Source organism: Pseudomonas sp. NIBRBAC000502773 (assembly GCF_006517195.1).
GTDB lineage: Bacteria > Pseudomonadota > Gammaproteobacteria > Pseudomonadales > Pseudomonadaceae > Aquipseudomonas > Aquipseudomonas marginalis.
In genome coordinates this window covers 2,185,807-2,209,530 of sequence record NZ_CP041189.1, presented here as the reverse complement: position 1 = coordinate 2,209,530, position 23,724 = coordinate 2,185,807, and the positions used below count along the sequence as shown (strand labels likewise).

The 23,724-nt window shown below is 58.5% G+C and carries 20 protein-coding genes, 2 tRNA genes and 2 rRNA genes; 11 read left to right on the top strand and 13 right to left on the bottom strand.

Going from position 1 to position 23,724, the window contains the following annotated elements; translation table 11 throughout:
* Nucleotides 1–23: 23 nt before the first annotated feature.
* Nucleotides 24–812, bottom strand: coding sequence for a VacJ family lipoprotein (locus NIBR502773_RS10160; RefSeq protein ID WP_141155964.1), 789 nt, complete (start codon nucleotides 810–812; stop codon nucleotides 24–26).
* Between the two features lie 164 nt (nucleotides 813–976).
* Here NIBR502773_RS10160 and NIBR502773_RS10155 point away from each other — a divergent pair, with 164 nt between their 5' ends.
* Together NIBR502773_RS10155 and NIBR502773_RS10150 are read left to right on the top strand one after the other, a co-directional pair.
* The gene (locus NIBR502773_RS10155; RefSeq protein ID WP_065926005.1) at nucleotides 977–1,687 is read left to right on the top strand and encodes a response regulator; all 711 of its coding nucleotides are present in this window, start codon (nucleotides 977–979) and stop codon (nucleotides 1,685–1,687) included.
* On the top strand, nucleotides 1,684–3,003 hold the full coding sequence (locus NIBR502773_RS10150) for an ATP-binding protein (protein ID WP_141155963.1): 1,320 nt from the start codon (nucleotides 1,684–1,686) through the stop codon (nucleotides 3,001–3,003). Before NIBR502773_RS10155 ends, NIBR502773_RS10150 begins: the two co-directional genes overlap by 4 nt.
* Nucleotides 3,004–3,025: 22 nt before the next feature.
* Here the strand turns inward: NIBR502773_RS10150 and NIBR502773_RS10145 are convergent, their stop codons facing one another.
* The 3 genes from NIBR502773_RS10145 to NIBR502773_RS10135 all read right to left on the bottom strand — a co-directional run bounded on the left by NIBR502773_RS10145 (nucleotide 3,026) and on the right by NIBR502773_RS10135 (nucleotide 6,457).
* Nucleotides 3,026–5,269, bottom strand: coding sequence for an ATP-binding protein (locus tag NIBR502773_RS10145; protein WP_092359272.1), 2,244 nt, complete (start codon nucleotides 5,267–5,269; stop codon nucleotides 3,026–3,028).
* The gene (locus NIBR502773_RS10140; protein WP_115488669.1) at nucleotides 5,266–5,880 is read right to left on the bottom strand and encodes a biliverdin-producing heme oxygenase; all 615 of its coding nucleotides are present in this window, start codon (nucleotides 5,878–5,880) and stop codon (nucleotides 5,266–5,268) included. The genes NIBR502773_RS10145 and NIBR502773_RS10140 overlap by 4 nt, the downstream gene beginning before the upstream one ends.
* A 196-nt stretch (nucleotides 5,881–6,076) precedes the next feature.
* A complete protein-coding gene (locus NIBR502773_RS10135) occupies nucleotides 6,077–6,457 on the bottom strand; it encodes a response regulator (RefSeq protein ID WP_027607604.1) in 381 nt (126 codons plus the stop codon).
* 198 nt (nucleotides 6,458–6,655) lie between these two features.
* Here NIBR502773_RS10135 and NIBR502773_RS10130 point away from each other — a divergent pair, with 198 nt between their 5' ends.
* Entirely contained in the window at nucleotides 6,656–7,198 is a 543-nt protein-coding gene (locus NIBR502773_RS10130; protein WP_257228243.1) for a demethoxyubiquinone hydroxylase family protein, read from the top strand.
* A gap of 42 nt (nucleotides 7,199–7,240) precedes the next feature.
* A complete protein-coding gene (locus tag NIBR502773_RS10125) occupies nucleotides 7,241–7,615 on the top strand; it encodes a cytochrome c family protein (protein ID WP_141155962.1) in 375 nt (124 codons plus the stop codon).
* On the opposite strand, the gene NIBR502773_RS10120 is transcribed toward NIBR502773_RS10125, so the two are convergent.
* From NIBR502773_RS10120 to NIBR502773_RS10100, 5 genes are read right to left on the bottom strand one after another with little or no spacing between them, the layout of a single operon-like run.
* Nucleotides 7,616–9,637: an LTA synthase family protein gene (locus tag NIBR502773_RS10120; RefSeq protein ID WP_141155961.1), complete on the bottom strand. Its 2,022-nt coding sequence runs from the start codon at nucleotides 9,635–9,637 to the stop codon at nucleotides 7,616–7,618.
* Nucleotides 9,637–10,236 carry a hypothetical protein gene (locus NIBR502773_RS10115; protein ID WP_141155960.1) on the bottom strand — a complete coding sequence of 200 codons (600 nt, stop codon included), beginning with the start codon at nucleotides 10,234–10,236 and terminating at the stop codon, nucleotides 9,637–9,639. Before NIBR502773_RS10115 ends, NIBR502773_RS10120 begins: the two co-directional genes overlap by 1 nt.
* Nucleotides 10,236–11,504, bottom strand: coding sequence for an exo-alpha-sialidase (locus NIBR502773_RS10110; protein WP_141155959.1), 1,269 nt, complete (start codon nucleotides 11,502–11,504; stop codon nucleotides 10,236–10,238). Before NIBR502773_RS10110 ends, NIBR502773_RS10115 begins: the two co-directional genes overlap by 1 nt.
* Before the next feature lie 22 nt (nucleotides 11,505–11,526).
* Nucleotides 11,527–12,072 carry a cytochrome b/b6 domain-containing protein gene (locus NIBR502773_RS10105; protein ID WP_141155958.1) on the bottom strand — a complete coding sequence of 182 codons (546 nt, stop codon included), beginning with the start codon at nucleotides 12,070–12,072 and terminating at the stop codon, nucleotides 11,527–11,529.
* The gene (locus NIBR502773_RS10100) at nucleotides 12,072–12,338 is read right to left on the bottom strand and encodes a PepSY domain-containing protein (protein WP_048722823.1); all 267 of its coding nucleotides are present in this window, start codon (nucleotides 12,336–12,338) and stop codon (nucleotides 12,072–12,074) included. The genes NIBR502773_RS10105 and NIBR502773_RS10100 overlap by 1 nt, the downstream gene beginning before the upstream one ends.
* Nucleotides 12,339–12,485: 147 nt before the next feature.
* Here NIBR502773_RS10100 and NIBR502773_RS10095 point away from each other — a divergent pair, with 147 nt between their 5' ends.
* The 3 genes from NIBR502773_RS10095 to NIBR502773_RS10085 all read left to right on the top strand — a co-directional run bounded on the left by NIBR502773_RS10095 (nucleotide 12,486) and on the right by NIBR502773_RS10085 (nucleotide 15,114).
* Nucleotides 12,486–13,148 (top strand): response regulator, encoded by a 663-nt coding sequence (locus tag NIBR502773_RS10095; protein WP_141155957.1) that lies wholly within the window; start codon nucleotides 12,486–12,488, stop codon nucleotides 13,146–13,148.
* Nucleotides 13,145–14,497, top strand: a complete 1,353-nt coding sequence (locus NIBR502773_RS10090; RefSeq protein ID WP_141155956.1) for a sensor histidine kinase — start codon at nucleotides 13,145–13,147, stop codon at nucleotides 14,495–14,497. Before NIBR502773_RS10095 ends, NIBR502773_RS10090 begins: the two co-directional genes overlap by 4 nt.
* A gap of 74 nt (nucleotides 14,498–14,571) precedes the next feature.
* Nucleotides 14,572–15,114 (top strand): hypothetical protein, encoded by a 543-nt coding sequence (locus NIBR502773_RS10085; protein ID WP_141155955.1) that lies wholly within the window; start codon nucleotides 14,572–14,574, stop codon nucleotides 15,112–15,114.
* Between the two features lie 245 nt (nucleotides 15,115–15,359).
* Here the strand turns inward: NIBR502773_RS10085 and NIBR502773_RS10075 are convergent, their stop codons facing one another.
* From NIBR502773_RS10075 to NIBR502773_RS10060, 4 genes are all read right to left on the bottom strand, one after another.
* Nucleotides 15,360–15,605, bottom strand: coding sequence for a colicin E3-like toxin immunity protein (locus NIBR502773_RS10075; protein ID WP_371856066.1), 246 nt, complete (start codon nucleotides 15,603–15,605; stop codon nucleotides 15,360–15,362).
* Between the two features lie 19 nt (nucleotides 15,606–15,624).
* Complete coding sequence (locus NIBR502773_RS10070; protein WP_141155954.1) at nucleotides 15,625–16,779, bottom strand: S-type pyocin domain-containing protein; 1,155 nt, start codon at nucleotides 16,777–16,779, stop codon at nucleotides 15,625–15,627.
* 528 nt (nucleotides 16,780–17,307) lie between these two features.
* The gene (locus NIBR502773_RS10065; RefSeq protein ID WP_027607590.1) at nucleotides 17,308–17,679 is read right to left on the bottom strand and encodes a PH domain-containing protein; all 372 of its coding nucleotides are present in this window, start codon (nucleotides 17,677–17,679) and stop codon (nucleotides 17,308–17,310) included.
* A gap of 24 nt (nucleotides 17,680–17,703) precedes the next feature.
* Nucleotides 17,704–18,033 (bottom strand): hypothetical protein, encoded by a 330-nt coding sequence (locus NIBR502773_RS10060; protein WP_141155953.1) that lies wholly within the window; start codon nucleotides 18,031–18,033, stop codon nucleotides 17,704–17,706.
* A 602-nt stretch (nucleotides 18,034–18,635) separates the two neighbouring features.
* On the opposite strand from NIBR502773_RS10060, the gene NIBR502773_RS10055 reads away from it, so the two are divergent.
* The 4 genes from NIBR502773_RS10055 (at nucleotide 18,636) to NIBR502773_RS10040 (ending at nucleotide 23,579) form a co-directional block, all read left to right on the top strand.
* Nucleotides 18,636–20,172: ribosomal RNA gene (locus NIBR502773_RS10055) — 16S ribosomal RNA — on the top strand.
* A gap of 83 nt (nucleotides 20,173–20,255) precedes the next feature.
* Nucleotides 20,256–20,332 (top strand) — tRNA-Ile (locus NIBR502773_RS10050).
* Between the two features lie 30 nt (nucleotides 20,333–20,362).
* A tRNA-Ala gene (locus NIBR502773_RS10045) sits at nucleotides 20,363–20,438 on the top strand.
* 249 nt (nucleotides 20,439–20,687) lie between these two features.
* Nucleotides 20,688–23,579 (top strand): 23S ribosomal RNA (locus NIBR502773_RS10040).
* Together the 16S and 23S rRNA genes with 2 tRNA genes alongside form the textbook arrangement of a ribosomal RNA operon.
* Nucleotides 23,580–23,724: the final 145 nt, after the last annotated feature.

Below are 23,724 nucleotides of genomic sequence, written 5' to 3'. Positions count from 1 at the left end.
ATGACGCCCTTTGGCAACTCGCCTCAGAAGTCATCGGTCGCGCTTTTCGAGCAACCCTCAGTCGCGGAAGAGGTCGCGCCTTCCTTGCCTTCCAGCACAAAAGCCGCGCGGTTTTGCGCCACCACGTTACGTAATGCACTGTAGTAGTCCGGCAATTTTTGCAGGCTGTCGGTGAGCGGCAACAGCGATGCCCGCGTGTCCACGGTGCCCCCCACCAGGCTGAGGGTGCCCAGGGTCTGCACGGTGTCACTGTCTCCCAACGGCGAGACCAGGAAACTCAAGACTTTGCCTGCCGCATCGCGGCTGTTGCCGGTACCCAGCAGTGGCAGTTCGACAATCGGCCCGTTGCCGATGCCCCACACGCCGAATGTCTGGCCGAAGTCGGCGCTATGGCGCGGAATGCCCACGCGGTCTGATACATCGATCAGTCCCACCACCCCTACTGTGGTATTCAGCGCAAAACGCCCAAGGGTATTGACCGAGCGCCTTGGGTTGCCTTGCAACAGGTCATTGATAAACACCTTCGGCTCGCTGAAGTTGCTCGCGAAGTTATGCACACCCTGCTGGAAAAAATCCGGCAGGTAGCGGTAGCCACGTGCTACCGGCGCCAGGGCGTAGTTATCCACCGCCCGGTTGAAGGCAAACACCCCGCGATTGAGCGGTTCGGCCGGGTCATACACCGGGTAATTCACCTGTGCGCAGCGGGTGGTGGTGCCCGAGGGGGCCGGGCTGGCGCAGCCCGTGAGGTAAGACACGGTCAACAACAGCACGACCTGACGAGCCAGGTGCCGGGGATAGGTCAGCGAGCGCATAAGCACGGTCTCCGCAAAAGGGAGGCCGATGCTGGCAGCCGTCCCTTGCGCAAAGATGTCTGGTTTATTGCGGCGCTGACGCTTTATTGCACGATTGAAATATATGACGGGCTGCGCCGAATGGTTTTAGATGGCGCATCGACAACACCCAGTGATGCCCGCCTGTGAGCAACCTTTTGATCGTGGACGATGACCTTGAAGTCCTCGCGCTGCTGAAGAAATTCTTTATGCAACATGGCTATGCGGTCGAGACCGTCGCCGGTGGCACCGAGCTGTGGGCCGCCATGGAGCGTCATCCCGCCGACCTGATCATTCTTGACCTGATGCTGCCGGGGGAGAACGGCTTGTTGCTGTGCCAGCGCCTGCGCCAGCAGTACGCAACACCGGTGATCATGCTCACCGCCATGGGCGAACTCAGTGACCGCGTGGTAGGCCTGGAAATGGGTGCCGACGATTACCTGAGCAAACCCTTCGACGCCCGTGAACTGCTGGCGCGGGTGCGTGCGGTATTGCGTCGGGCAGGCGAGGGGCGGCCGGTGCTGGGCGAGTCTGCCCGTCCCTTGATTCGCTTTGCGGGCTGGCAACTGGACGTTACGCGCCGTGAACTGCGCTCCCCCGACGAGGTGATGATCCCGCTGTCATCCGGCGAATTCGACCTGCTGCTGGTCTTTGTCGAACACCCCCAGCGCGTGCTGACCCGCGAACAACTGCTGAACCTGGCGCGGGGCCACAGCCATGACGCGTTCGACCGCAGCATCGATGTGCAGGTCAGCCGCCTGCGCCGCAAGCTGGAGTTCGATACCAAGCGCCCGGCCATGATCCGCACCGTGCGAAATGGCGGTTACCAATTCACGGCCAGCGTGAGCCGTTCATGAGTCGCCGCCCGCGTGACACGGTGGCCCGCTGGATCGCCCTGACCATCCTGGTGGCGATGCTGACTGCGTTGGCGTTCAACGCCCTGTTTGTGCAATTGGCGGGCGTGTGGGCACGGCCGCCGTTGACCGAAACCGGGCTGCTGGAAAAAATCGCCGTGGTGGTGCGCGTGGTTGAAGGTTCGCAACCGGCGCAACGCGCGCACCTTGCGCAGGTTGTAGGCGACGAATCCTTCAGTGTGACGTGGGCGGCGCAGCGGGAAGCCTTTGAGCTGCCCGTGCTCGCCGACCCGGATTTTCATTCGGGCGAACAGGCCTTCAAGAACCTGCTCCAGGGCCCGGTGCGTCCCATGGAAGCCTACGAACCTTCCGACTGGCCGGGCGGCAATGGCCACTATGTGCTGCTGATGCAACTGGCTGATCAGTCCTGGCTGATGTTCAGCGCCCGTGCCCGCAGTTGGGGGCTGGACGAGGGCGTGCGCAGCGTGATCGTGGTGCTGCTGGTGCTGATCTCGACTGCGCTGGTCACCCTGGTCGCGACCCGTCGCCTGGCTCGCCCCCTGCAACACTTCGCCCAGGGCGCGCGGCGCTTTGGCGCCGACTTCCGCGCGCCGCCCATCGAACCGGTCGGGCCCCACGAAATCCGCCAGGCGATCCTCGCGTTCAACGGCATGCAGGCGCAGTTGCGGCACTTTATCCAGGACCGCACGCAAATGCTCGCGGCCATCTCCCACGACCTGCGTGCGCCCCTGACCCGCCTGCGCCTGCGCGGTGAATTCATCGAAGATGCCGACCAGCAACGCCGGCTGTTCAATGATGTCGATGAAATGCAGGCCATGATCAACACGGCCCTGGCGTTCTTCCGCGACGACGCACGCCTGGAGCAGGCCACCCAGCTGGACCTGGCGGAACTGCTGCAAACCCTGATCGACGACTACCGCGACCAGGCGATTGAACTGGCTTTCAGCGGACCGCCGCGCCTGGTGTACTTTGGCCGGCCCCTGGGCCTCAAGCGGGTGATGACCAACCTGATGGACAATGCCATTCACTACGGTCGGGCGCCGGAAATCGAACTGCAGCAAGGGCCGGCTGAAGTGGTGATCCGCGTGCTGGATCGCGGCCCGGGGATTGCGGCGCAGTATCGCGAACAGGTGTTCCTGCCGTTCTATCGCCTTGAAAATTCACGCAACAAGAGCACCGGCGGCGTCGGACTTGGGCTGTCTACCGCGCGTGCGATTGTGCTGGAACACGGCGGCACACTCACCCTGTCGGAGCGCCAGGGTGGTGGGTTGGAGGCGGTGGTGGTGTTGCCGGTGTAACCGGCGCTCGCCATAGGGGCGGTCAGGTATGGGAGTCCTCAATCACCTTCGGCACCGTAAACCGGAACTCACTGCCACGCCCCACTTCACTTTCAGCCATGATCTTGCCGCCATGGGCCTGGACAATCCCCTGGGTGATATACAGCCCCAGGCCGGTACCGGTGGGATTGTTTTCCGACTGGGTCCAGTAGCGATCAAACACGTGGGGCAGTTGATCAGGCGCAATACCTTCGCCTGAGTCACGCACCGAAAACACGATCTCTTCACCGTTGGTCATCGCACTGATGCCGATATTGCCCTGGCGCGGAGTGAACTTGATGGCATTGCCGATCAGGTTCGACAGCACCTGGAACAGCCGCTCCGGGTCGCCGTTGATCTGCAGGCCAGGCTCGGCGTTGAACGACAGGTCGATGCCTTTTTCCATCGCCAACGGCGCGAGCAGGGAGTAGGCCTCTTCGAACATTTGGCTGACGTCCAGGGCCACGGGTTTGACCACGTAGCGCCCGGCCTCGATTTTCGAGGTGTCGAGCAAGTCTTCCAGCAAGACGTTCATGCGTCCGGCGGCCTGTTGCATGGTGTCGATGGCCGAGGAAATGCGTCGCGAGGTGTGCGGGCCGTCGGAGCTGAAGGCCTTTTGCATCATGCCGCAGAGCATGGAGATCACTGTCATCGGGTTGCGCAGGTCGTGGGACACCACCGCCACCAGGTCATCGCGGGCGCGCACGGCCTGTTGTTCGCGCAGCACCTGGCGGGCCAGGTCGTTTTCCAGGGCAGAGCGGCGCAGGTCGTTGGCGGCGAACAGGTCGCCATGGCTCCACTTGGTGGAAATACCGGCCATCTCCACCTTCCAGATTTCAAACGAGGTACGTGGGCGAAGGCGCAGGCCGGCGTCGGAGTTTTCCAGGTCGAGCGGCTTTTTCGGGTCACCACTCCAGTTGATGTTTTCTTTCACTTCCGGGCGGAACCACAGCACGCCGTTATCCACAGGCTTTGGCAGGCTCATGGCCAGGACACCGCTGGCCACCTGTTGGAACTCGGCGCCTGGCGGGTAGATCGACACCAGGTTATGGCTGGAGAACACCGGCTCGCCGCTGTCCTGCAGCCACTTGTGCAAGGCCCGGATCTGCGCCGGTTCCGGGCAGTTGCCGTAGCGGTGCAATTGCTTGTCTTCGATGATCGCCACGCCGCCGGACAAGGTCAGGTCCATCAGCACCTGGCCGCGCTGGGCCAGGCCGTCGAACACGTTTTCTTCGGAGGCCTTCATGGCTTTATCCAGCAACGCCAGGGCCTCGACTTTTTCTTCCCGCTGACGGCTCAGGTCCAGGGCTTCCATGGCGCTGATCTGCAATGACAGCACCTGGCCGATGGTCTGGCAGGTGATGCGCAAATCATTGGGTACCAGCAGCGGCTCGCGGTTGCCGCAACTGATCAGGCCCCAGAGCTTGTCGCCCTTCATCAGCGAAATGCTCATGGACGACAGCACGCCCATGTTTTGCATGTACTGGCAGTGAATCGGCGACACGCTGCGCAGGGTGGCAAAGCTCAAATCCAGCGGTTCGCCGGTATCCGGGCGCAGCTTGGGCAGCAATGGCACCGGCTCGTAGGCCGCATTCGGGATGATGCGCAGCCAGTTAGTGCGATACAGCTCGCGGGCCTGCTCCGGGATATCGGACGCGGGGAAGAACAGCCCGTTGAACAGCTCCATGGACGGTGCCGACGCTTCCGCGATCACCTGGCCATGGCCTTCTTCTTCGAAGCGGTAGATCAACACCCGGTCGTAACCGGTCATGGCCTGGATTTCAGTCACGCTGATTTCGTACAGCGCTTGCAGGGTTTTCGCTGATTGCAAACGTTGCAGCATCTTGCCCAAGTCACTGCTGCGGCCTTTCAGGGCCCGTGGCCGGAAGTCCTTGAGCCGCGGTTCGAATTCCAGCACCAGCACGTCCTGATGGCGGTGCAGCAGGCCTTCGAACTCGGCGCCGTTGAGGGTGACGTGCAAAGGCGGCGCATCAAAGAAGCTGTTGTGTTCGGCCATGGCCTGCACGGCCTGGGCATGCTCGGCACCGATCAGCGTGTGCAGTGGCTGGCCCAGCAACGACTCGGGGGCGCGGTTGAACAGGCTGGCGACGTTAGTGCTGACTTGAATGATGTTCAGGTCGGGCTCCGACAACGTCAGCAGCACACCGTGGGGTTGGATCGCCCCTGGAAAGCGGATGGGCTCGTCGGCACAGTTGGCAAGCAGTTCTTCAAAATCTTCGGGTTTCATAGCAGTACCTCCTGGCTGTCGAGCCATTGCTCAAAGCAGCTGAATGTCGAACGGGCCGCGTGCACCGCGCGCTGTTTGGCTGGCGCGTCCAGCGGCAGGCGACCCAGGTAGTCGAGAAAATCTTTCCAGCGCCGACCGGTTTCGGCACCGTAGACATCGAGGAATGCCCCTCCGTTATCGGCGTCCAGCGCCAGGCGTCGAGCCATTTCCCGACGCAGTACCTGGCCGCCCAGGGTCGCGCCTTCAAGCACATACAAGGCGCCGAGGCAGGCGGCGGGGGTGTCGAAAGCGGGCAATTGCCCACAGTGCGGCAAGGCGTTGATCGCGCAGGCGTCCAGGCCAAGGGCGTGAAGATCGTCGATCAGCGTCGGCGTTTTCATACGCAACGCCGGGTCGAAGCCTTCAGGGATAAACTCACAGCCGTACAGCGCGGCTTCAATCGGCCGGTAAAACCCGTAATACGCCTGGATCAGGCGCCGATACCAGTCGGCATCCAGCTCCTCGGAAAAAAACGGCAGGCGTTCTTCCAAGGCTACGTGCAATAGGCCGGTGCCTGCGCGCAACGCGTCCAGCAATGAGGGCGCACCACCATCATGGGCCTGTGAATGCATGCAATGAGCTCGAACTGTGGGCCTTCCGGCCATGAATGACGCGTTGTAAAAGGCGACAATTCTACACAACAGGTGAGCATCAGCTGAACGCACAAGACGAAAAGGCTGACCAGCGGATCAGAAAAGTCGCTCCCTGCTGATGCAAGTGACCACAAGGCAGGCTGTGAAGTTCGGCAAAAGTGATATCGCGAAGCTATCAATGCATGGATGAGCCCTGCTGAGTCAGCGCCGTTTGCACACACTCAAGTAAATGTTCGGTGCTCCACGGCTTGGGCAGAAACCGCACGGAGCCGCCCAATTGCTGTGCAAGTTTGGCATTGCCGGAGGTGAGCAGTACCGGCACCGACGGCCAGCGATGAGCCACTACCCGGCTCAAGTCATAGCCGTTGAGCAACCCCGGCATCTGCACATCGCTGACAATCAAGTCCACCGGATCATCGCCGCGCTCCAGGTAAATCATTCCTTCATCGGCTGAAGGAAAAGACGTCACAACCGCGCCGAAATCTTCCAGTACATCCACCATCAACGACCGAATGATCTCGTCGTCTTCCAATACCAAAATCGATGGCTGAGCCATGATCCTTACTCCACCATCAGGGTTCAGTAAGGTGGAGTGGAACGGGGTCGGATAGGTTCGATTGGATGCGTATGGGGCGATGGGTGGTCAGTTTCAAGGGTCTAGGTTGCGCATTTGCGCGGAGGTACGGCAGGATACCGGCGTTCTGCAATCAGGATCGGCCCGAATCCCGTGGGCCCTCGCACAAGGTCGTCAACCGTGAACGCTTCCGCAGCCCCCTTGATCGACCCGGACCTGGGCAATCGCATGATCAAAGTCGACCACGCCGGCGAGCATGGGGCGATCTGTATCTACAGCGGCCAGCTGTTTATGGCGCGATTGTTTGTACCCGGCATGGTGGGTGAGCTCGAGGAATTCCTGTCCCACGAACGTCGCCATCGCGCGGTGTTCCAGGCCGAGTTGCAACGACGGGGTTACCGACGCTGCCGCAGCTACTGGCTGTGCGGCCTTGGCGGACTGGTGCTGGGCCTGCTCACCGGGGTGTGCGGGCGCAAGGCTATTGTTGCCACCACCGTCGCGGTGGAAAGCGTGGTGCTCAAGCACCTGGCTCATCAGCTTCATGCGTTACGCGAAATCGACCCACTGGCCGTGGCGGCCATTGCATCCATCGTTGAAGAAGAGCAACACCACCACGACCACTCGGCTGCGCAGATCGATGTGCAGGATCCCTGGTTCCGTGTGCTGACGCCGGTGGTTACGGCGTGGACCGAAGCGGTGATCTGGATGGGCATGCGCTCCTGACAAACCGGCATAATCGCCGCCAACACCGATGTGGAGTCACCCATGAAGTACGTCCTGCTGACCCTTGCGCTGATCCTCGACACCGGCGCCGCCAATGCCGCCGGCGATGCCGAGGCCGGCGGCAAGCTCTTCACCAAGACCTGCGGCGGCTGCCACAGCGTCGGCGAAGGCGCTCGCGGTGGCTTTGGCCCGGAGCTCAACGGCATCATCGGCCGACCTGCCGGTACCACCACCGACTATCAATATTCGGACGCGATGAAAAACTCCGGTGTGGTCTGGACCCGCGACAAGCTCGCGGCCTACATCGAAGCGCCCAAAAAGGTGGTGAGTGGTACGCGCATGATTTTCTGGGGCATCAGCGACCCGGAAAAAATCGACAATATCCTGGCGTACCTTGAGACGTTCCAGCCCAAGTAATCACTCACGCACATTCCTGAACAGCATCAACCGCGCACTCTCGTGCAGCCCACGGGTCAGTGCCTGCAGGCGCTGGAATTCCTCGGGGTGCTGCGCGGCCACATCGTCACGCGGGGTGAGTGATGCCAGGTCATGCAAGGTGGGTGAGCTGCCGTCGTGCTGCATCTGCAGCAAAAAGTGCCGGGTCACGCCGCCGATGATCGGGAAGGTGCCTTCGCGCAATACCAGCGGCACCACGCGCTCGCCCTCGGGCGCCGGTTGCTGGATGTCCCGGCCCATCGCACCGTTGCGGAACGGTACGCCTGCCATGCCGGCCACGGTGGGCAGCAGGTCGGCCAGCCCCACCGCTTCTTCGATCACCCGAGGCGCAAGGCCGGGTGCGTGGATCAGCAGCGGCACGTTGTTACTTTCCAGGCCCAGCTGTTCGAAGGCCGGCGCCATGTGCGGGATCTGGCTGATGCGGGTGTTGTGGTCACCGAAGAACACAAAGATGCTGTTGTCGTAGTAGCCACCGGCCTTGGCGATGTCCATCAGCCGGCCGATGTTGTAGTCCAGCAGACGCACGGCGTTGTACTGCTCGACACTGCGGGACCCCGCGGCCTGGGCCTGTTCCAGCGTCACGTGGCTGAGCTGGAAGCCATCGTTGTGTTTGGGGATGGTGAAGGGGCGATGGTTGCCGGAGGTTTGCAGGTAGGCAAAGAACGGTTGGTCCTTGGGAAGCGTGCTCAGCAGATCGTCAGCTTCCTTGAACAGGTCCAGGTCGGAAATCCCCCACACGTCTACCCGTGGCGACTGCCAGTCGCTCTCCTCGAACAGTTGCACATCGTCGATGCTCTGGCGGATCAGAGCATTGATATTCGCCCAGCCGGCGTTGCCGCCGATCATGTAGAACTTCTGGTAGCCCTCGAATGCATTGATCAATGTGTGTTGCCGGGTGATCAGCGGGTTGCGCGTGGCGGTCTCCTGGCGGGTGACGTCGGGCACGCCGGTGATGCTGGCCCACACGGTTTTGGCGGTGCCGGTGACGGGGACGTAGAAGTGTTTGAAGAACCAGCTTTGCGTCGCCAGTTTGTCCAGGTTCGGCGTGGGGTTGAGCGGGTTGCCATAGGCACCCACGGCGCTGGTGCCGAGGGATTCGAGCATCACGAAAATCACGTTGGGCGGGCGCTCGCCGGCCAGTCGATAGGGCTGCACGCCTTGTTCGCGGATGAAGTCCAGGGACTGGGCATCGGGCTGGGTCACGCCCAGGTATTGGGCGACGTGCGGGTAATACTGGCGGACCTGGGCCTCATCGAACTGCGATTGACCGACCTTGAGCGTGTCATACAAAAACAGCACCGGGTTCAGGCCCACGGCGGCCAGTTGGCTGTTGCCGGCAAAGAAGGCATCGCTCCAGCGCAGGGGCACCGGGTTTTCCAGGTTGAGATGGGCGACACGGCCGAGCAGGGCCAGCAGCACCGCGACGACGCCCATCACACTCACCACTGCCAGTGCCGGTTTGCCGATAACGGCGGGCGCTCGATCCAGGGTCAACCGCTCCAGGCAGACCAACGCCCAGACCCAAAGCGCCACCGCCGCGAGCCAGCAGGCGGTTATCCACAGTACCGGGTAGGTTTCCCACACCATCTGCTGGGAAATCTGCGCATCCTGCAGGTAGCGCAGCACCGTCGCATTGATACGCACGCCGAGGTAGGCGTAGTGGCCGAAGTCGATGATGTACACCAGCCCCACCGCCGCCAGTGCGATGACCAGATAAGCGCGCGCCAGCCAGCGCAGGGCCGGCAGGGTGGTGAGGTTCCAGCGCGGCAACCACGCCAGCACGGCCAGCGGCAGCAGGAGCAACACCGCCAGGCGCAGGTCGAAACGCAGGCCGATCCCCAGGGTTTCCAACAGTGCCGGGGTGTTCAAGTCCAGGCCGGAAAAAACCAGCACAAACACCAGCCGCAACGCAGCCAGCAACACAAACACCAGCCCGATCGCGCCCAGGCCGTAGCGCAGGCGGCGTGATTGCAACGCACTCATCATTGACCCCGGTGCCATTTCAAAAGAGGGCGCCAGGCGGCGCTGATCAGCAGCCCCGCGCCGGCGATCAGGCAGTAACCGGTCAGCAACGGATCGACCAGATAGTCCCAATAGTTTTCCGACGCCTTGAGCCGTAACGCAAAAGCCAACGTGCCCATCGCCAACATCCACACCGCCAGCGTATTACGCAGCCACAGCATCAACAGTGCGGCCGCCGCCACCAGCACGATCATCGGTCGCGGGTTGAAGCCCCATCGGTACGGGTCGAAGTAAGTCAGGCCCAACGTGGCCGGGTACAGCGCCAGGCTCAGCAGGCCAAACAGCAGCAACATCTGCACCTGATGCCGACGAGCGAGCGGCTGCACTAAGCCCAGGCGGCTGAGCACGACCCACGCCAACAGCACCAATGTGCTGATCGCCAGGTCATCGGTAAAACTGCGCACATACGCCGCCAGCGGCAGCGCGTTGACCGGGATAAAACTGACCGCCACCAGCACCGGCAGCAGCCATGGCCGCCAGGGAGCGGTAAACCTGAGCGCGCTCAACAGCACAAACCCCAGCAGCACAAAACTCAAATGGGCCTGCCACACAGAAACCATCACAGACGCTCCGCCAGCCAGGCTTCGTTGAAGCTGACATGTTTGATAAAGGTGTTATTCCACGAGTACACCACGTGGTACATGCCGTCCGGGCTGCGGCTGAAGTACGGGTACTCGTATTCGAAATCGCAGCCCCGGGGTTTGCACACGCGGTAGTCGAGGTTGCTGAGAAAGCGCTGTTCCAGCGGCAGGCGTTTGGCGCCGCTGGAGGCGCGGAAGCCTTCGCCGATGATTGCTTTATAGGCCTCGGGGGAGAACGGTTGGCCGAGCGGGTCGGGTGACTCATCCAGTTGCACCACAGTGCGCCATTGGCTGAGCTGGGCGTCGGTGCCGTAGAGGCTGAGCTTGAAGCGGCCGTCCTGCAGGTCGTTCAGGGCCACGAGCAGCCCGTCATCCTCGGTACCCACCGCCGCCAACGATGAATTGGGATTTGCCGGTTCCAGGGGGTATGGCTCGCTCCAGGTTTGCCCCGCATCTTCGGTGCGGCTGGCCAGGACGCGGTGGTGGGTGTCGCCGGCGTAGCGCAACATCGCTACGGCACGCTTGCCATCCAGCGGCACGATGGTCGGTTGCAGGGAATTCTTGCCGCGGCTGATGCGGAATTTGTCGATCACCGCGCCGTCGGCACTCAAGTACAGGTACTCGGCAAACTTGCCCATGAACTCGTGGTACACCGGCAGGCCGATGGAGCCGTCGGTGTGGAACACCGGCGCGGCGCGTACCAGGGTACTGATGTTGAAAAACGGTGAGGTCACCAACTGCCGGGGCGCGGACCAACTGGCGCCGAGGTCATCCGAGACCATCAGGTTGATCGCACTGGTGGCCCAGCCGCCGACCGACACCGACACATAAAACATCCACAGGCGTTTATCCGGCCCGAGGGCGATGACCGGGTTGCCGAGTTTGCGGATATAGCGCTGGGTGCCGTCGCGGGTGCTTTCCCGCGTGGCCAGCACCTGCTCGGTGCCCCATTCGCCGCTGCGCGCATCGAAGCGTGCGGTGCGCACCTGCACATCGGCGGCGCCTTCACGGGAGCCGGCAAACCACACGGCGATCAAGTCGCCACCGGGCAGGGCGGTGACCGAGGAGGCGTGGACAAAGTCAGTGAGCTGCGAGGACACAAAACGGCTGGTGTATTGCGGGGCCGCCGCCACCTTCGAGGTGTTCGGCGTCACTTGGGCAAAGGGGGCCAGCACATGGGGCGGATGGCTTAGCCACGCGGCCACGAAGACGGCGAGCAGGCTGCAGATCAGTAAGGCGGAGCGCATAGAGGACCTGTCGAGAAAAGGATTACTGCGCACGTTCATCCGGCAGGCGCTTCCTGCGACCGGTGAGCATGGATAACGGCAGGTTGTCCCGCACCTGGATACTTTCAAACACCGCGGCCAGCACATGGATGCACACCAGGCCCAGCAGCACATTGGCGGCGGTCTCATGGATTTGCAGGGGCCAATCGGCGCCCCACAGGGCATCCACTTCCTGCATCAAAAAGCCGCTGATGCCGAGGGTCAGCAATGCCAGCAACATCGACAGCATCACCAGCGCACCGAGGGGCGAATGGCCCAGGCGATGCTGCGGGCGGCGGTTGAGCAGCGAGCGCAGATGGGTTTTCAAGCGTTTCGGGGTCGGCCAGAAGTCCGCCCAGCGTGCACTGCGCGGCCCGATGAACCCCCACACCGTTCGTACCAGCAGCCAGGCCATGGCGTAGTAGCCCAGCCAGACGTGCCAGTCGTCGCCCGCTTCGTTAAAGAAGTAATTGGCGACGAAGACCCCGGCGATCGACAGATGAAACAGCCTCACCAGCGGGTCCCACAGGCGCAGGGATTCGCCTGGCATCAGCCTTTGATCTCAGTCTTCACGGCCTTGCCGGTGACCGGGTCGTGGTAGATCTCGACCTTACGCTTGTCCTTGTCGAAGCCGTAGATCTCGTAGCAGTTGCCATCGGTGACCTTGAACTTGCTGATCTCGTAGCCTTCGGCCTTGAGCTTGTCCTGGAAGGCTTTTTCGTCTTGCCATTGCGAGCGTTCGGCGGTGGTGCATTGCGGACCGGCAACGGCCAGGGGGCTGGCGATAATCAGGGACAGCAGGAGAATTTTGCGCATGGAAAAGCTCTCAGCAGATGTGGGAGATTTAACAGTGCAAAACCAACCTTAGGGCAACCTTAGTTGGCAACGCGCCGTAACATCTTTGCCGGAATAGCCCCGCCCAGAACCCGGCATGATGCCGCCGATTCCTACAGAGATTTTGCTATGCGCATACTCCTTGTCGAAGATGATCGCGCCCTTGGCCAAGGGATTCGCGTGGCATTGGGCGCTGAGGGCTACACCCTGGATTGGTTGCAGGATGGCGTTGCGGCCCTGCATGCCCTGCGCACGGAAAGCTTCGACCTGTTGCTGCTCGACCTCGGCCTGCCGCGCCTCGATGGCCTGGACCTGTTGCAGCAACTGCGCGCCGAGCAGCACGACCTGCCGGTGCTGATCCTCACCGCCCGCGACGGCACCGCCGAGCGCATCGCCGGCCTGGATGCCGGTGCCGATGATTACCTGGTCAAGCCCTTCGATGTGGAAGAGCTCAAGGCCCGCGTGCGTGCCCTGCTGCGCCGCAGCCAGGGGCGCGCGCAACCGATGCTGGAACATGCCGGCGTCAGCCTCGACCCGGCCACCCAACAGGTGCGCTACCTGGACGCGGACATCATCGTGACGCCGATGGAGTACCAACTGCTGCACCAACTGATGGTGCGCCCCGGCAAAGTGGTGACCCGCGAGCGCCTGTCCCGCGCGTTATATGGCTGGCAGGACCGGGTCGAGAGCAACACCTTGGAAGTGCTGATCCACAACCTGCGTAAAAAGTTATCCACCGAGCTGATCCGCACCGTGCGCGGCGTTGGCTATGTACTGGCGCTCAAACCATGACCTCCGTGCGTGCTCGTATCCTCATCCCCGTCCTGGTGCTGATCCTGTTGGGCGACGCGCTGATCAGCTGGCTGGTGCTGCGCGATAGCCACCACGAAATCGAAGAAGTCTACGACGCCCAGCTCGCCCAAAGCGCGCGCCTGTTGCAAGGCGTGCTGCGCCAACGCGACCCCGGCGAGGCTGATTGGGACCGGCTGTACCAGGCCTTCGATCAGGCCATGAGCCGTGTCGGCGAAGACGGCGTCGCTCACCCTTATGAAACTCGGTTGACCTTCCAGGTGTGGCGCAGCGACGGCCAATTGCTCGTACGCTCCGCCGAAGCGCCGGTGTTGGTCGCACCGCCGGCTACCCTCGGGTCCCACGACATCATGGACAACGGCAACGACTGGTGCGCCTTTCTCCTCGCTGATCCGCAGCAAGGCCTGCTGATCTGGGTGGGCGAGCGCGACGACATTCGTCAGGACGTGATCCAGCGCATCATGCGCCACACTCTCTGGCCCACCTTGATCGGCGTGCCGCTGCTCACTGTATTGATCTGGCTGGTGATCGGCTGGGGCCTCAAGCCCTTGCGCGCCATGGCCTTGTCGATTCGCGGGCGTAACTCCGACACCTTGCAACCGCTGCACCTCAAGCCGCTGCCCAGCGACCTGGAACCGATGCAAACCGCGCTCAACCGGCTGTTGGTCCAGGTGGATGACCTATTGGAACGCGAGCGCCGTTTTATCGCCGACGCCGCCCACGAACTGCGCACACCCCTGGCGATCCTGCGCATCCACGCGCAGAACGCCCAAAGCGCCGGTACCGAGGCCCAGCGGCGCGAAGCCTTGGATTTCCTGGTCAATGGCGTCGATCGTGCCACCCGCATTGGCAGCCAACTGTTAACCATGGCGCGCATCGAACCGCAGTTGAACAACCCCAAGCGCAGCCGTGTACAACTCACCGAACTGGTGCGCGAAGAACTCGCCGAACTGACACCGCTGGCCATGGAGAAAGGCGTGGAGTTGGTGCTGGAAGGGGATGAAGACTGTTGGATCGAAACCGAACCGGTGGCGCTGGCCATCGCCCTGCAAAACCTGGTGACCAACGCCCTCAACTTCTCCCCGCCGGGCAGCGAAGTCAAAGTGGTCATTGGCGCCCATTGCCTGAGCGTGGAGGACCAGGGCCCGGGCATTGATGAGGCGGAAATGGGGCGTTTGTTCGAGCGGTTCTACAGCCGTGGCAATGCCAATGGCGCTGGGCTGGGGCTGGCGATTGTGGAGATGATCGTGGGCAAGATCGGCAGCCGGTTGGCGTTGTATAACCGGGAGCAGGGCGGGTTGTGCGCGCGGTTGGTGTTTAACGAGACCTGAGGCGATCATGGCGGAACATTCTGTTTAATCACAGGTCCAGTCATCATCGTTCACCCTGATAAGGACATCCTCCCGTGAAGCGAATCGCGCTGCTGTCCCTGGTCCTGGCGCTATGTGCCTGTCAATCCAACCAGCGAGACTCATCGCCCAGCCTGCTCAAGGACGGCATCCAGCTGCGTCAGAAAACCGTGGCCGTCGATGCGGACCACGCCAAAGTCATCATGAAAGCCTATGGCGGCACCGCTCCCGTCGAGTTCTCGATACGCCGCGAAGGCGACCCCGATGAACGCATGGAAACCCTGGGCACGGTGATGGATACAGGTGAAGGCCGCGTCTTCAACTGGATTGCAAAGCTCAACCAGACGGTGGCCAGCGCTGGGTTCAAGCGCTTCCCGCAGTTGGAGATCCAGGCAGAACCTGGCAAGAAGCTGACCGTTGCCAGTTCGTCCACCGACTCACGCCCTGGCATCTACGCCATTTGCGGGCCTCTGTTAAGTCGCTTCCAGCCTGAAAAGGGCAAGGTGTATCTGGTGGAGTTCCAGTTCAAACCCTCGGCGTGTGCGCAGCAGGTGTTTGATATTACGGATCCGGGGAAACGGGTTCTGATTGGGGAGTGAGGCGAAAGAGGGTTAGGTGGACGGCCGAACAAATGCGGATGCTGCGCCTGGAAGGACGTGAAGGTTTGATACTTCCAGCGCTATCCGCCAGGGTCTTCATCGGTCGTGCTGACTTCGCCGGAGTACCAATGCTCTGATCGAAAACGTTTCCTTTTTCGTCCTCGTGGATGATGAAGTGAAAGCCAACTCGTGGAGGCCTGCCTGAACGACAGTCTGCGCATGAAGACGAATTCTCTAAGTCTGTGTTATTCGTTTGCACCTTCGTAATCAAACGCGATGAAGTAGTCGCTTTCTGAAAGAGCAATTTCATGAGAGAAGTGTGTCTGTATCAGTGATAGCCATTCCCGCCGCAGTTCAAACATACCGTTATTGACGTCCTCGTCTATCGACAGTCCAAGTTTAGAAATCACGGAGTAGTCGTTTCCTAGGTCCGCTGAGTCCTCCGTTCCGCGTAGCCACTCTGTGGTTCTGTCGAACCATTCCAATCTCATTTTTAGTCCCATGTGTCCCTCATAGATATTTTTTGATGTTTCGTTTTTTCTTCGGCTCTTTTAGCTGCTCGCCGGTTATGTGACTGAACGCACCTAAATGGCTCCCATCACTTGCGAGATAAACTTCCAACTCTCCATGTTGGGAGTCCCATTCATAGATCTTCCTGCCTTTTTCCTCAATCCAACGCTCTCTCAGCCCGGCACCGCCCTGTCTGGGAGTCATGGGTTTTGCTTTTATCAGGTTTCCAAAGCCAGTTATTTGTTCAGTATTTGGAGCCTTGTGGTACTTGTGATCCCCAGCCTTAACACTAACCACCACATACAGCGGTCGAACCCCCGACTCCACCGGGAACACCAGAATAAAATCCCGATACTCCGGCGGATAAATCGGGTTAACCAGAATCTGCGCGGCCTTCTCCGTCGGTGGGTAAATCCAGATTACCGGCGCTGGCGGCGCAGCCTCCAGGGTCGGAATACCCAGCGTGTCACTTGGATCAACGGCGGGCGTCCAGATCAGCTCGACACCCTCACCCAAATCCGCCACGAACTGATCGCCACGGCTTTGGAACTGCACCACATCAATCATTTGCCAATCAGGATTATTGCCGGTGTAAAACCCATACCCCTTGAGCGTGCCGTCCTCGCGTTGCTCGATATGCAAGCGCATCTGCGAACGCGCCCTTTGCATCGAACGCAATTGTGCCTCGCTGTAGAGCGCGCTATCTCCCAACTCTGATGGCCAGGCCAACGCCACCAACCCCGTCAACAGGCCACCGGCGACGGATCCGACTGCAGTGGCTGCCGACTCAAAAAACGCCGAACGCAACGCCAACTGTCCTAGACCCGCCGGTAGTGCACTGCCGCCGATCTTGCGCAAGGCAACTGCGCGCCGACCGTCTACCTCACGCCCACCTAGCAGGCTTAAATTGCCGTACTCTTTGATCAGCTCCAACGGGACATAACCGGCGGGGTTGAAGTAATGGGTGATGCCGTCAGGCAATTGGCAGGGCTTGATGAAGACGCAGCCGGGAGGTTTGGCTGGCGTGGTTACCGGGGCATGGGGTGGCTCGAAAAAATCAACAAACGGCGAATACGGCGCACGCGACGGCTGTGGGGTCAGGATTCGCTGTTTGAGTAACTCTTCTTCGGTGGGGGGGTAAAAGCGTTCTGACATGGATGGCTCACTTCCTTGTGCTAGGGAGTGAGGCTACGAGGGGGGATCAGAAGCTGATATCGGCTTAATTCTTTGGCTAGTGTCGGAAAAGTAGACTGATGTTTGAGTCAGTCGCGCTGCTTCGATTATTTCGATTTTCGTTTGTTTCGTTCAGTGACTCAAATGTGGGAATTGTCGGTGAAGGCCGAGTTTTCAACTGGCATGACACTCACCATATCCATGTCGACGAGAAGCCAGGCAGCAGGTAGTGGTGGCGAGTGTGGCCAGGTAAGGCACGCGGCGATTTGCTCGCCGCATGGTTCAACGTTGCATCGGCGCGAAATCGAACGACCATAGGCCGCTGGCACGGTTTACTGTCACGTTCACTTCAGTGTCGGTGAAGCGTCAGCTGTTGACTGGGGGCTCCATTTATTTGATGAGGTTGCGTGTAGTCAGCGTCGGTTTACTTTTAGGTGATCGGGCTCGGTTCAACAGCTCGGATGACGATCAATAGGCGTCATCGGTGATGCTCTGAAGCATGCCTGCTGATCAGCTCAGCAAGTGCTTGGAGATCAAGCGGGAGATTTCAACAATCGAGGTTTTGCCGGTGAATTCAAATTTCACTTTTCCCAGCGACGAAAAGTAAATCTCCAGTTCCGAATCCAGGTCAAACGTCCCGGACGTTTCCACCGAGTACGCGACGATGTTCTTGTACGGCAGCGAGGTGAAGTCCTTCTTGCTGCCTGTTATGCCTTGTACGTTCACTGCGATGATGCGTTTGGTGGTGAATACCACGCCGTCGCGCATGGCTTTGTAGGCGTCGATGACTTCTTCTCCGTCCAGCAGCAGGGCCGCGACGCGTTCGGCGTATTCGTTGTTTTGCTTGAGTTTGAAGAAGCCTTTGTTGTTGAAGTCGATCATGTGAAGGTCCTTGTGGTGAGTCCGTTATTGAATGGCTTTAAGGTAGTCCTTCAGTGTCGCGAGCAGTGGCTTGAGTTCCTCCAGCGTGGAGGCTTGCTGTACGTCGGTAGACAACCGCTGCAGCTCACGTCCCAATACCGTATCGGCCCCACCCAAAGCGGCCAGCGCCTGCAGCACGCACTCATCTATCTTCAGCAGAATTCCCTGCAGATCCCCCTGTCGCACCAGCAACCCGAACACCTCCCGCTCATACCTATCCATCACCAGGTCGTCCCTCAACACCGGGCTGCCGCCGTCCTCCTCATGCACGAGCTTGAGTGCAAAGAGCGCAACAGCTTCCAGCGTCAATTCCATGGTCTCGGTTCCTCTGGGGTTGGGGGAGGGCGATGATCCCTGTTCTGGGCGTGAAAACAAAGACCCGATGCGTACCGGGCTCTCCTGCGGTATTAAAGAGTCGCCTGACTTCACGGGGACACCGCCGTGATCCTTGGCAGCCGCATCCCCTATTGGCCAAGTACACCTTCTATCTATATAGAAGCAACGAAGCCCTTCTTTATGAAGGAGAGCGTCGTTGCGTCGCGGTGTGGGTTCTCTGTTAAGGAGAAGATTTTCCAGAAGGGGGTTGACCAGGTAATTCAATACTGTATTATTCGCCTCCCGCTGACGAGAGATCGTAAGCGCAAGTGGTTGAAGTTGTTGAAGAAATCTTCGAAAGCTTCTGAAAATAATCACTTGACAGCAAATGAGGCTGCTGTAGAATGCGCGCCTCGGTTGAGACGAAAGCTCTTAACCAACCGCTCTTTAACAACTGAATCAAGCAATTCGTGTGGGTGCTTGTGGAGTCAGACTGATAGTCAACAAGATTATCAGCATCACAAGTTACTCCGCGAGAAATCAAAGAATAACCAACGATTGCTGAGCCAAGTTTAGGGTTTCTTAAAAACCCAAAGATGTTTGAACTGAAGAGTTTGATCATGGCTCAGATTGAACGCTGGCGGCAGGCCTAACACATGCAAGTCGAGCGGTAGAGAGAAGCTTGCTTCTCTTGAGAGCGGCGGACGGGTGAGTAATGCCTAGGAATCTGCCTGGTAGTGGGGGATAACGTTCGGAAACGGACGCTAATACCGCATACGTCCTACGGGAGAAAGCAGGGGACCTTCGGGCCTTGCGCTATCAGATGAGCCTAGGTCGGATTAGCTAGTTGGTGGGGTAATGGCTCACCAAGGCGACGATCCGTAACTGGTCTGAGAGGATGATCAGTCACACTGGAACTGAGACACGGTCCAGACTCCTACGGGAGGCAGCAGTGGGGAATATTGGACAATGGGCGAAAGCCTGATCCAGCCATGCCGCGTGTGTGAAGAAGGTCTTCGGATTGTAAAGCACTTTAAGTTGGGAGGAAGAGCCATTACCTAATACGTGATGGTTTTGACGTTACCGACAGAATAAGCACCGGCTAACTCTGTGCCAGCAGCCGCGGTAATACAGAGGGTGCAAGCGTTAATCGGAATTACTGGGCGTAAAGCGCGCGTAGGTGGTTTGTTAAGTTGGATGTGAAATCCCCGGGCTCAACCTGGGAACTGCATTCAAAACTGACTGACTAGAGTATGGTAGAGGGTGGTGGAATTTCCTGTGTAGCGGTGAAATGCGTAGATATAGGAAGGAACACCAGTGGCGAAGGCGACCACCTGGACTGATACTGACACTGAGGTGCGAAAGCGTGGGGAGCAAACAGGATTAGATACCCTGGTAGTCCACGCCGTAAACGATGTCAACTAGCCGTTGGGAGCCTTGAGCTCTTAGTGGCGCAGCTAACGCATTAAGTTGACCGCCTGGGGAGTACGGCCGCAAGGTTAAAACTCAAATGAATTGACGGGGGCCCGCACAAGCGGTGGAGCATGTGGTTTAATTCGAAGCAACGCGAAGAACCTTACCAGGCCTTGACATCCAATGAACTTTCTAGAGATAGATTGGTGCCTTCGGGAACATTGAGACAGGTGCTGCATGGCTGTCGTCAGCTCGTGTCGTGAGATGTTGGGTTAAGTCCCGTAACGAGCGCAACCCTTGTCCTTAGTTACCAGCACGTAATGGTGGGCACTCTAAGGAGACTGCCGGTGACAAACCGGAGGAAGGTGGGGATGACGTCAAGTCATCATGGCCCTTACGGCCTGGGCTACACACGTGCTACAATGGTCGGTACAGAGGGTTGCCAAGCCGCGAGGTGGAGCTAATCCCAGAAAACCGATCGTAGTCCGGATCGCAGTCTGCAACTCGACTGCGTGAAGTCGGAATCGCTAGTAATCGCGAATCAGAATGTCGCGGTGAATACGTTCCCGGGCCTTGTACACACCGCCCGTCACACCATGGGAGTGGGTTGCACCAGAAGTAGCTAGTCTAACCTTCGGGAGGACGGTTACCACGGTGTGATTCATGACTGGGGTGAAGTCGTAACAAGGTAGCCGTAGGGGAACCTGCGGCTGGATCACCTCCTTAATCGACGACATCAGCTGCTCCATAAGTTCCCACACGAATTGCTTGATTCATTGAAGAAGACGATAAAGAAGCAGCCCGAAATTGGGTCTGTAGCTCAGTTGGTTAGAGCGCACCCCTGATAAGGGTGAGGTCGGCAGTTCGAATCTGCCCAGACCCACCAATTTTGTGTGGGAAACGCCTGTAGAAATACGGGGCCATAGCTCAGCTGGGAGAGCGCCTGCCTTGCACGCAGGAGGTCAACGGTTCGATCCCGTTTGGCTCCACCACTACTGCTTCTGCGTTATGAAAGCTTAGAAATGAGCATTCCATCGGTATGATGGTGAATGTTGATTTCTAGTCTTTGATTAGATCGTTCTTTAAAAATTTGGGTATGTGATAGAAAGATAGACTGAACGTTACTTTCACTGGTAACGGATCAGGCTAAGGTAAAATTTGTGAGTGGCTCTTAATTGAGTATGATCGAATTTTCGGCGAATGTCGTCTTCACAGTATAACCAGATTGCTTGGGGTTATATGGTCAAGTGAAGAAGCGCATACGGTGGATGCCTTGGCAGTCAGAGGCGATGAAAGACGTGGTAGCCTGCGAAAAGCTTCGGGGAGTCGGCAAACAGACTTTGATCCGGAGATGTCTGAATGGGGGAACCCAGCCATCATAAGATGGTTATCTTGTACTGAATACATAGGTGCAAGAGGCGAACCAGGGGAACTGAAACATCTAAGTACCCTGAGGAAAAGAAATCAACCGAGATTCCCTTAGTAGTGGCGAGCGAACGGGGACTAGCCCTTAAGTGGCTTTGAGATTAGCGGAACGCTCTGGAAAGTGCGGCCATAGTGGGTGATAGCCCTGTACGCGAAAATCTCTTAGTCATGAAATCGAGTAGGACGGAGCACGAGAAACTTTGTCTGAATATGGGGGGACCATCCTCCAAGGCTAAATACTACTGACTGACCGATAGTGAACTAGTACCGTGAGGGAAAGGCGAAAAGAACCCCGGAGAGGGGAGTGAAATAGATCCTGAAACCGTATGCGTACAAGCAGTGGGAGCCCACTTTGTTGGGTGACTGCGTACCTTTTGTATAATGGGTCAGCGACTTATTTTCAGTGGCGAGCTTAACCGAATAGGGGAGGCGTAGCGAAAGCGAGTCTTAATAGGGCGTCTAGTCGCTGGGAATAGACCCGAAACCGGGCGATCTATCCATGGGCAGGTTGAAGGTTGGGTAACACTAACTGGAGGACCGAACCGACTACCGTTGAAAAGTTAGCGGATGACCTGTGGATCGGAGTGAAAGGCTAATCAAGCTCGGAGATAGCTGGTTCTCCTCGAAAGCTATTTAGGTAGCGCCTCATGTATCACTGTAGGGGGTAGAGCACTGTTTCGGCTAGGGGGTCATCCCGACTTACCAAACCGATGCAAACTCCGAATACCTACAAGTGCCGAGCATGGGAGACACACGGCGGGTGCTAACGTCCGTCGTGAAAAGGGAAACAACCCAGACCGTCAGCTAAGGTCCCAAAGTTATGGTTAAGTGGGAAACGATGTGGGAAGGCTTAGACAGCTAGGAGGTTGGCTTAGAAGCAGCCACCCTTTAAAGAAAGCGTAATAGCTCACTAGTCGAGTCGGCCTGCGCGGAAGATGTAACGGGGCTCAAACCATACACCGAAGCTACGGGTATCACGTAAGTGATGCGGTAGAGGAGCGTTCTGTAAGCCTGTGAAGGTGAGTTGAGAAGCTTGCTGGAGGTATCAGAAGTGCGAATGCTGACATGAGTAACGATAATGGGTGTGAAAAACACCCACGCCGAAAGACCAAGGTTTCCTGCGCAACGTTAATCGACGCAGGGTTAGTCGGTCCCTAAGGCGAGGCTGAAAAGCGTAGTCGATGGAAAACAGGTTAATATTCCTGTACTTCTGGTTATTGCGATGGAGGGACGGAGAAGGCTAGGCCAGCTTGGCGTTGGTTGTCCAAGTTTAAGGTGGTAGGCTGGAATCTTAGGTAAATCCGGGATTCTAAGGCCGAGAGCTGATGACGAGTTAACTTTTAGTTAACGAAGTGGTTGATGCCATGCTTCCAAGAAAAGCTTCTAAGCTTCAGGTAACCAGGAACCGTACCCCAAACCGACACAGGTGGTTGGGTAGAGAATACCAAGGCGCTTGAGAGAACTCGGGTGAAGGAACTAGGCAAAATGGCACCGTAACTTCGGGAGAAGGTGCGCCGGTGAGGGTGAAGGACTTGCTCCGTAAGCCCATGCCGGTCGAAGATACCAGGCCGCTGCGACTGTTTATTAAAAACACAGCACTCTGCAAACACGAAAGTGGACGTATAGGGTGTGACGCCTGCCCGGTGCCGGAAGGTTAATTGATGGGGTTAGCTAACGCGAAGCTCTTGATCGAAGCCCCGGTAAACGGCGGCCGTAACTATAACGGTCCTAAGGTAGCGAAATTCCTTGTCGGGTAAGTTCCGACCTGCACGAATGGCGTAACGATGGCGGCGCTGTCTCCACCCGAGACTCAGTGAAATTGAAATCGCTGTGAAGATGCAGTGTATCCGCGGCTAGACGGAAAGACCCCGTGAACCTTTACTATAGCTTTGCACTGGACTTTGAATTTGCTTGTGTAGGATAGGTGGGAGGCTTTGAAGCGTGGACGCCAGTCTGCGTGGAGCCAACCTTGAAATACCACCCTGGCAACTTTGAGGTTCTAACTCAGGTCCGTTATCCGGATCGAGGACAGTGTATGGTGGGTAGTTTGACTGGGGCGGTCTCCTCCTAAAGAGTAACGGAGGAGTACGAAGGTGCGCTCAGACCGGTCGGAAATCGGTCGTAGAGTATAAAGGCAAAAGCGCGCTTGACTGCGAGACAGACACGTCGAGCAGGTACGAAAGTAGGTCTTAGTGATCCGGTGGTTCTGTATGGAAGGGCCATCGCTCAACGGATAAAAGGTACTCCGGGGATAACAGGCTGATACCGCCCAAGAGTTCATATCGACGGCGGTGTTTGGCACCTCGATGTCGGCTCATCACATCCTGGGGCTGAAGCCGGTCCCAAGGGTATGGCTGTTCGCCATTTAAAGTGGTACGCGAGCTGGGTTTAGAACGTCGTGAGACAGTTCGGTCCCTATCTGCCGTGGACGTTTGAGATTTGAGAGGGGCTGCTCCTAGTACGAGAGGACCGGAGTGGACGAACCTCTGGTGTTCCGGTTGTCACGCCAGTGGCATTGCCGGGTAGCTATGTTCGGAATAGATAACCGCTGAAAGCATCTAAGCGGGAAACTAGCCTCAAGATGAGATCTCACTGGGACCTTGAGTCCCCTGAAGGGCCGTCGAAGACTACGACGTTGATAGGTTGGGTGTGTAAGCGCTGTGAGGCGTTGAGCTAACCAATACTAATTGCCCGTGAGGCTTGACCATATAACACCCAAGCAATTTGCGTCGAAAGGCCAGATTGCGGTGTGTGAAGACGCAATGAACCGAAAGTTCGAGATCTTACAAAACACCGACAGCTGTCACATACCCAATTTGCTGAAGCGAGGCCAGCTGGCCACGACTCAGTACC

What these genes read in the sequence shown, in the direction of transcription:
- NIBR502773_RS10160 (WP_141155964.1), bottom strand. Translation starts at nt 812, where the DNA reads ATGCGCTCGCTGACCTATCCCCGGCACCTGGCTCGTCAGGTCGTGCTG.
- NIBR502773_RS10150 (WP_141155963.1), top strand. Translation starts at nt 1,684, where the DNA reads ATGAGTCGCCGCCCGCGTGACACGGTGGCCCGCTGGATCGCCCTGACC.
- NIBR502773_RS10145 (WP_092359272.1), bottom strand. Translation starts at nt 5,269, where the DNA reads ATGAAACCCGAAGATTTTGAAGAACTGCTTGCCAACTGTGCCGACGAG.
- NIBR502773_RS10140 (WP_115488669.1), bottom strand. Translation starts at nt 5,880, where the DNA reads ATGCATTCACAGGCCCATGATGGTGGTGCGCCCTCATTGCTGGACGCG.
- NIBR502773_RS10135 (WP_027607604.1), bottom strand. Translation starts at nt 6,457, where the DNA reads ATGGCTCAGCCATCGATTTTGGTATTGGAAGACGACGAGATCATTCGG.
- NIBR502773_RS10125 (WP_141155962.1), top strand. Translation starts at nt 7,241, where the DNA reads ATGAAGTACGTCCTGCTGACCCTTGCGCTGATCCTCGACACCGGCGCC.
- NIBR502773_RS10120 (WP_141155961.1), bottom strand. Translation starts at nt 9,637, where the DNA reads ATGAGTGCGTTGCAATCACGCCGCCTGCGCTACGGCCTGGGCGCGATC.
- NIBR502773_RS10115 (WP_141155960.1), bottom strand. Translation starts at nt 10,236, where the DNA reads ATGGTTTCTGTGTGGCAGGCCCATTTGAGTTTTGTGCTGCTGGGGTTT.
- NIBR502773_RS10110 (WP_141155959.1), bottom strand. Translation starts at nt 11,504, where the DNA reads ATGCGCTCCGCCTTACTGATCTGCAGCCTGCTCGCCGTCTTCGTGGCC.
- NIBR502773_RS10105 (WP_141155958.1), bottom strand. Translation starts at nt 12,072, where the DNA reads ATGCCAGGCGAATCCCTGCGCCTGTGGGACCCGCTGGTGAGGCTGTTT.
- NIBR502773_RS10100 (WP_048722823.1), bottom strand. Translation starts at nt 12,338, where the DNA reads ATGCGCAAAATTCTCCTGCTGTCCCTGATTATCGCCAGCCCCCTGGCC.
- NIBR502773_RS10095 (WP_141155957.1), top strand. Translation starts at nt 12,486, where the DNA reads ATGCGCATACTCCTTGTCGAAGATGATCGCGCCCTTGGCCAAGGGATT.
- NIBR502773_RS10090 (WP_141155956.1), top strand. Translation starts at nt 13,145, where the DNA reads ATGACCTCCGTGCGTGCTCGTATCCTCATCCCCGTCCTGGTGCTGATC.
- NIBR502773_RS10075 (WP_371856066.1), bottom strand. Translation starts at nt 15,605, where the DNA reads ATGAGATTGGAATGGTTCGACAGAACCACAGAGTGGCTACGCGGAACG.
- NIBR502773_RS10070 (WP_141155954.1), bottom strand. Translation starts at nt 16,779, where the DNA reads ATGTCAGAACGCTTTTACCCCCCCACCGAAGAAGAGTTACTCAAACAG.
- NIBR502773_RS10065 (WP_027607590.1), bottom strand. Translation starts at nt 17,679, where the DNA reads ATGATCGACTTCAACAACAAAGGCTTCTTCAAACTCAAGCAAAACAAC.
- NIBR502773_RS10060 (WP_141155953.1), bottom strand. Translation starts at nt 18,033, where the DNA reads ATGGAATTGACGCTGGAAGCTGTTGCGCTCTTTGCACTCAAGCTCGTG.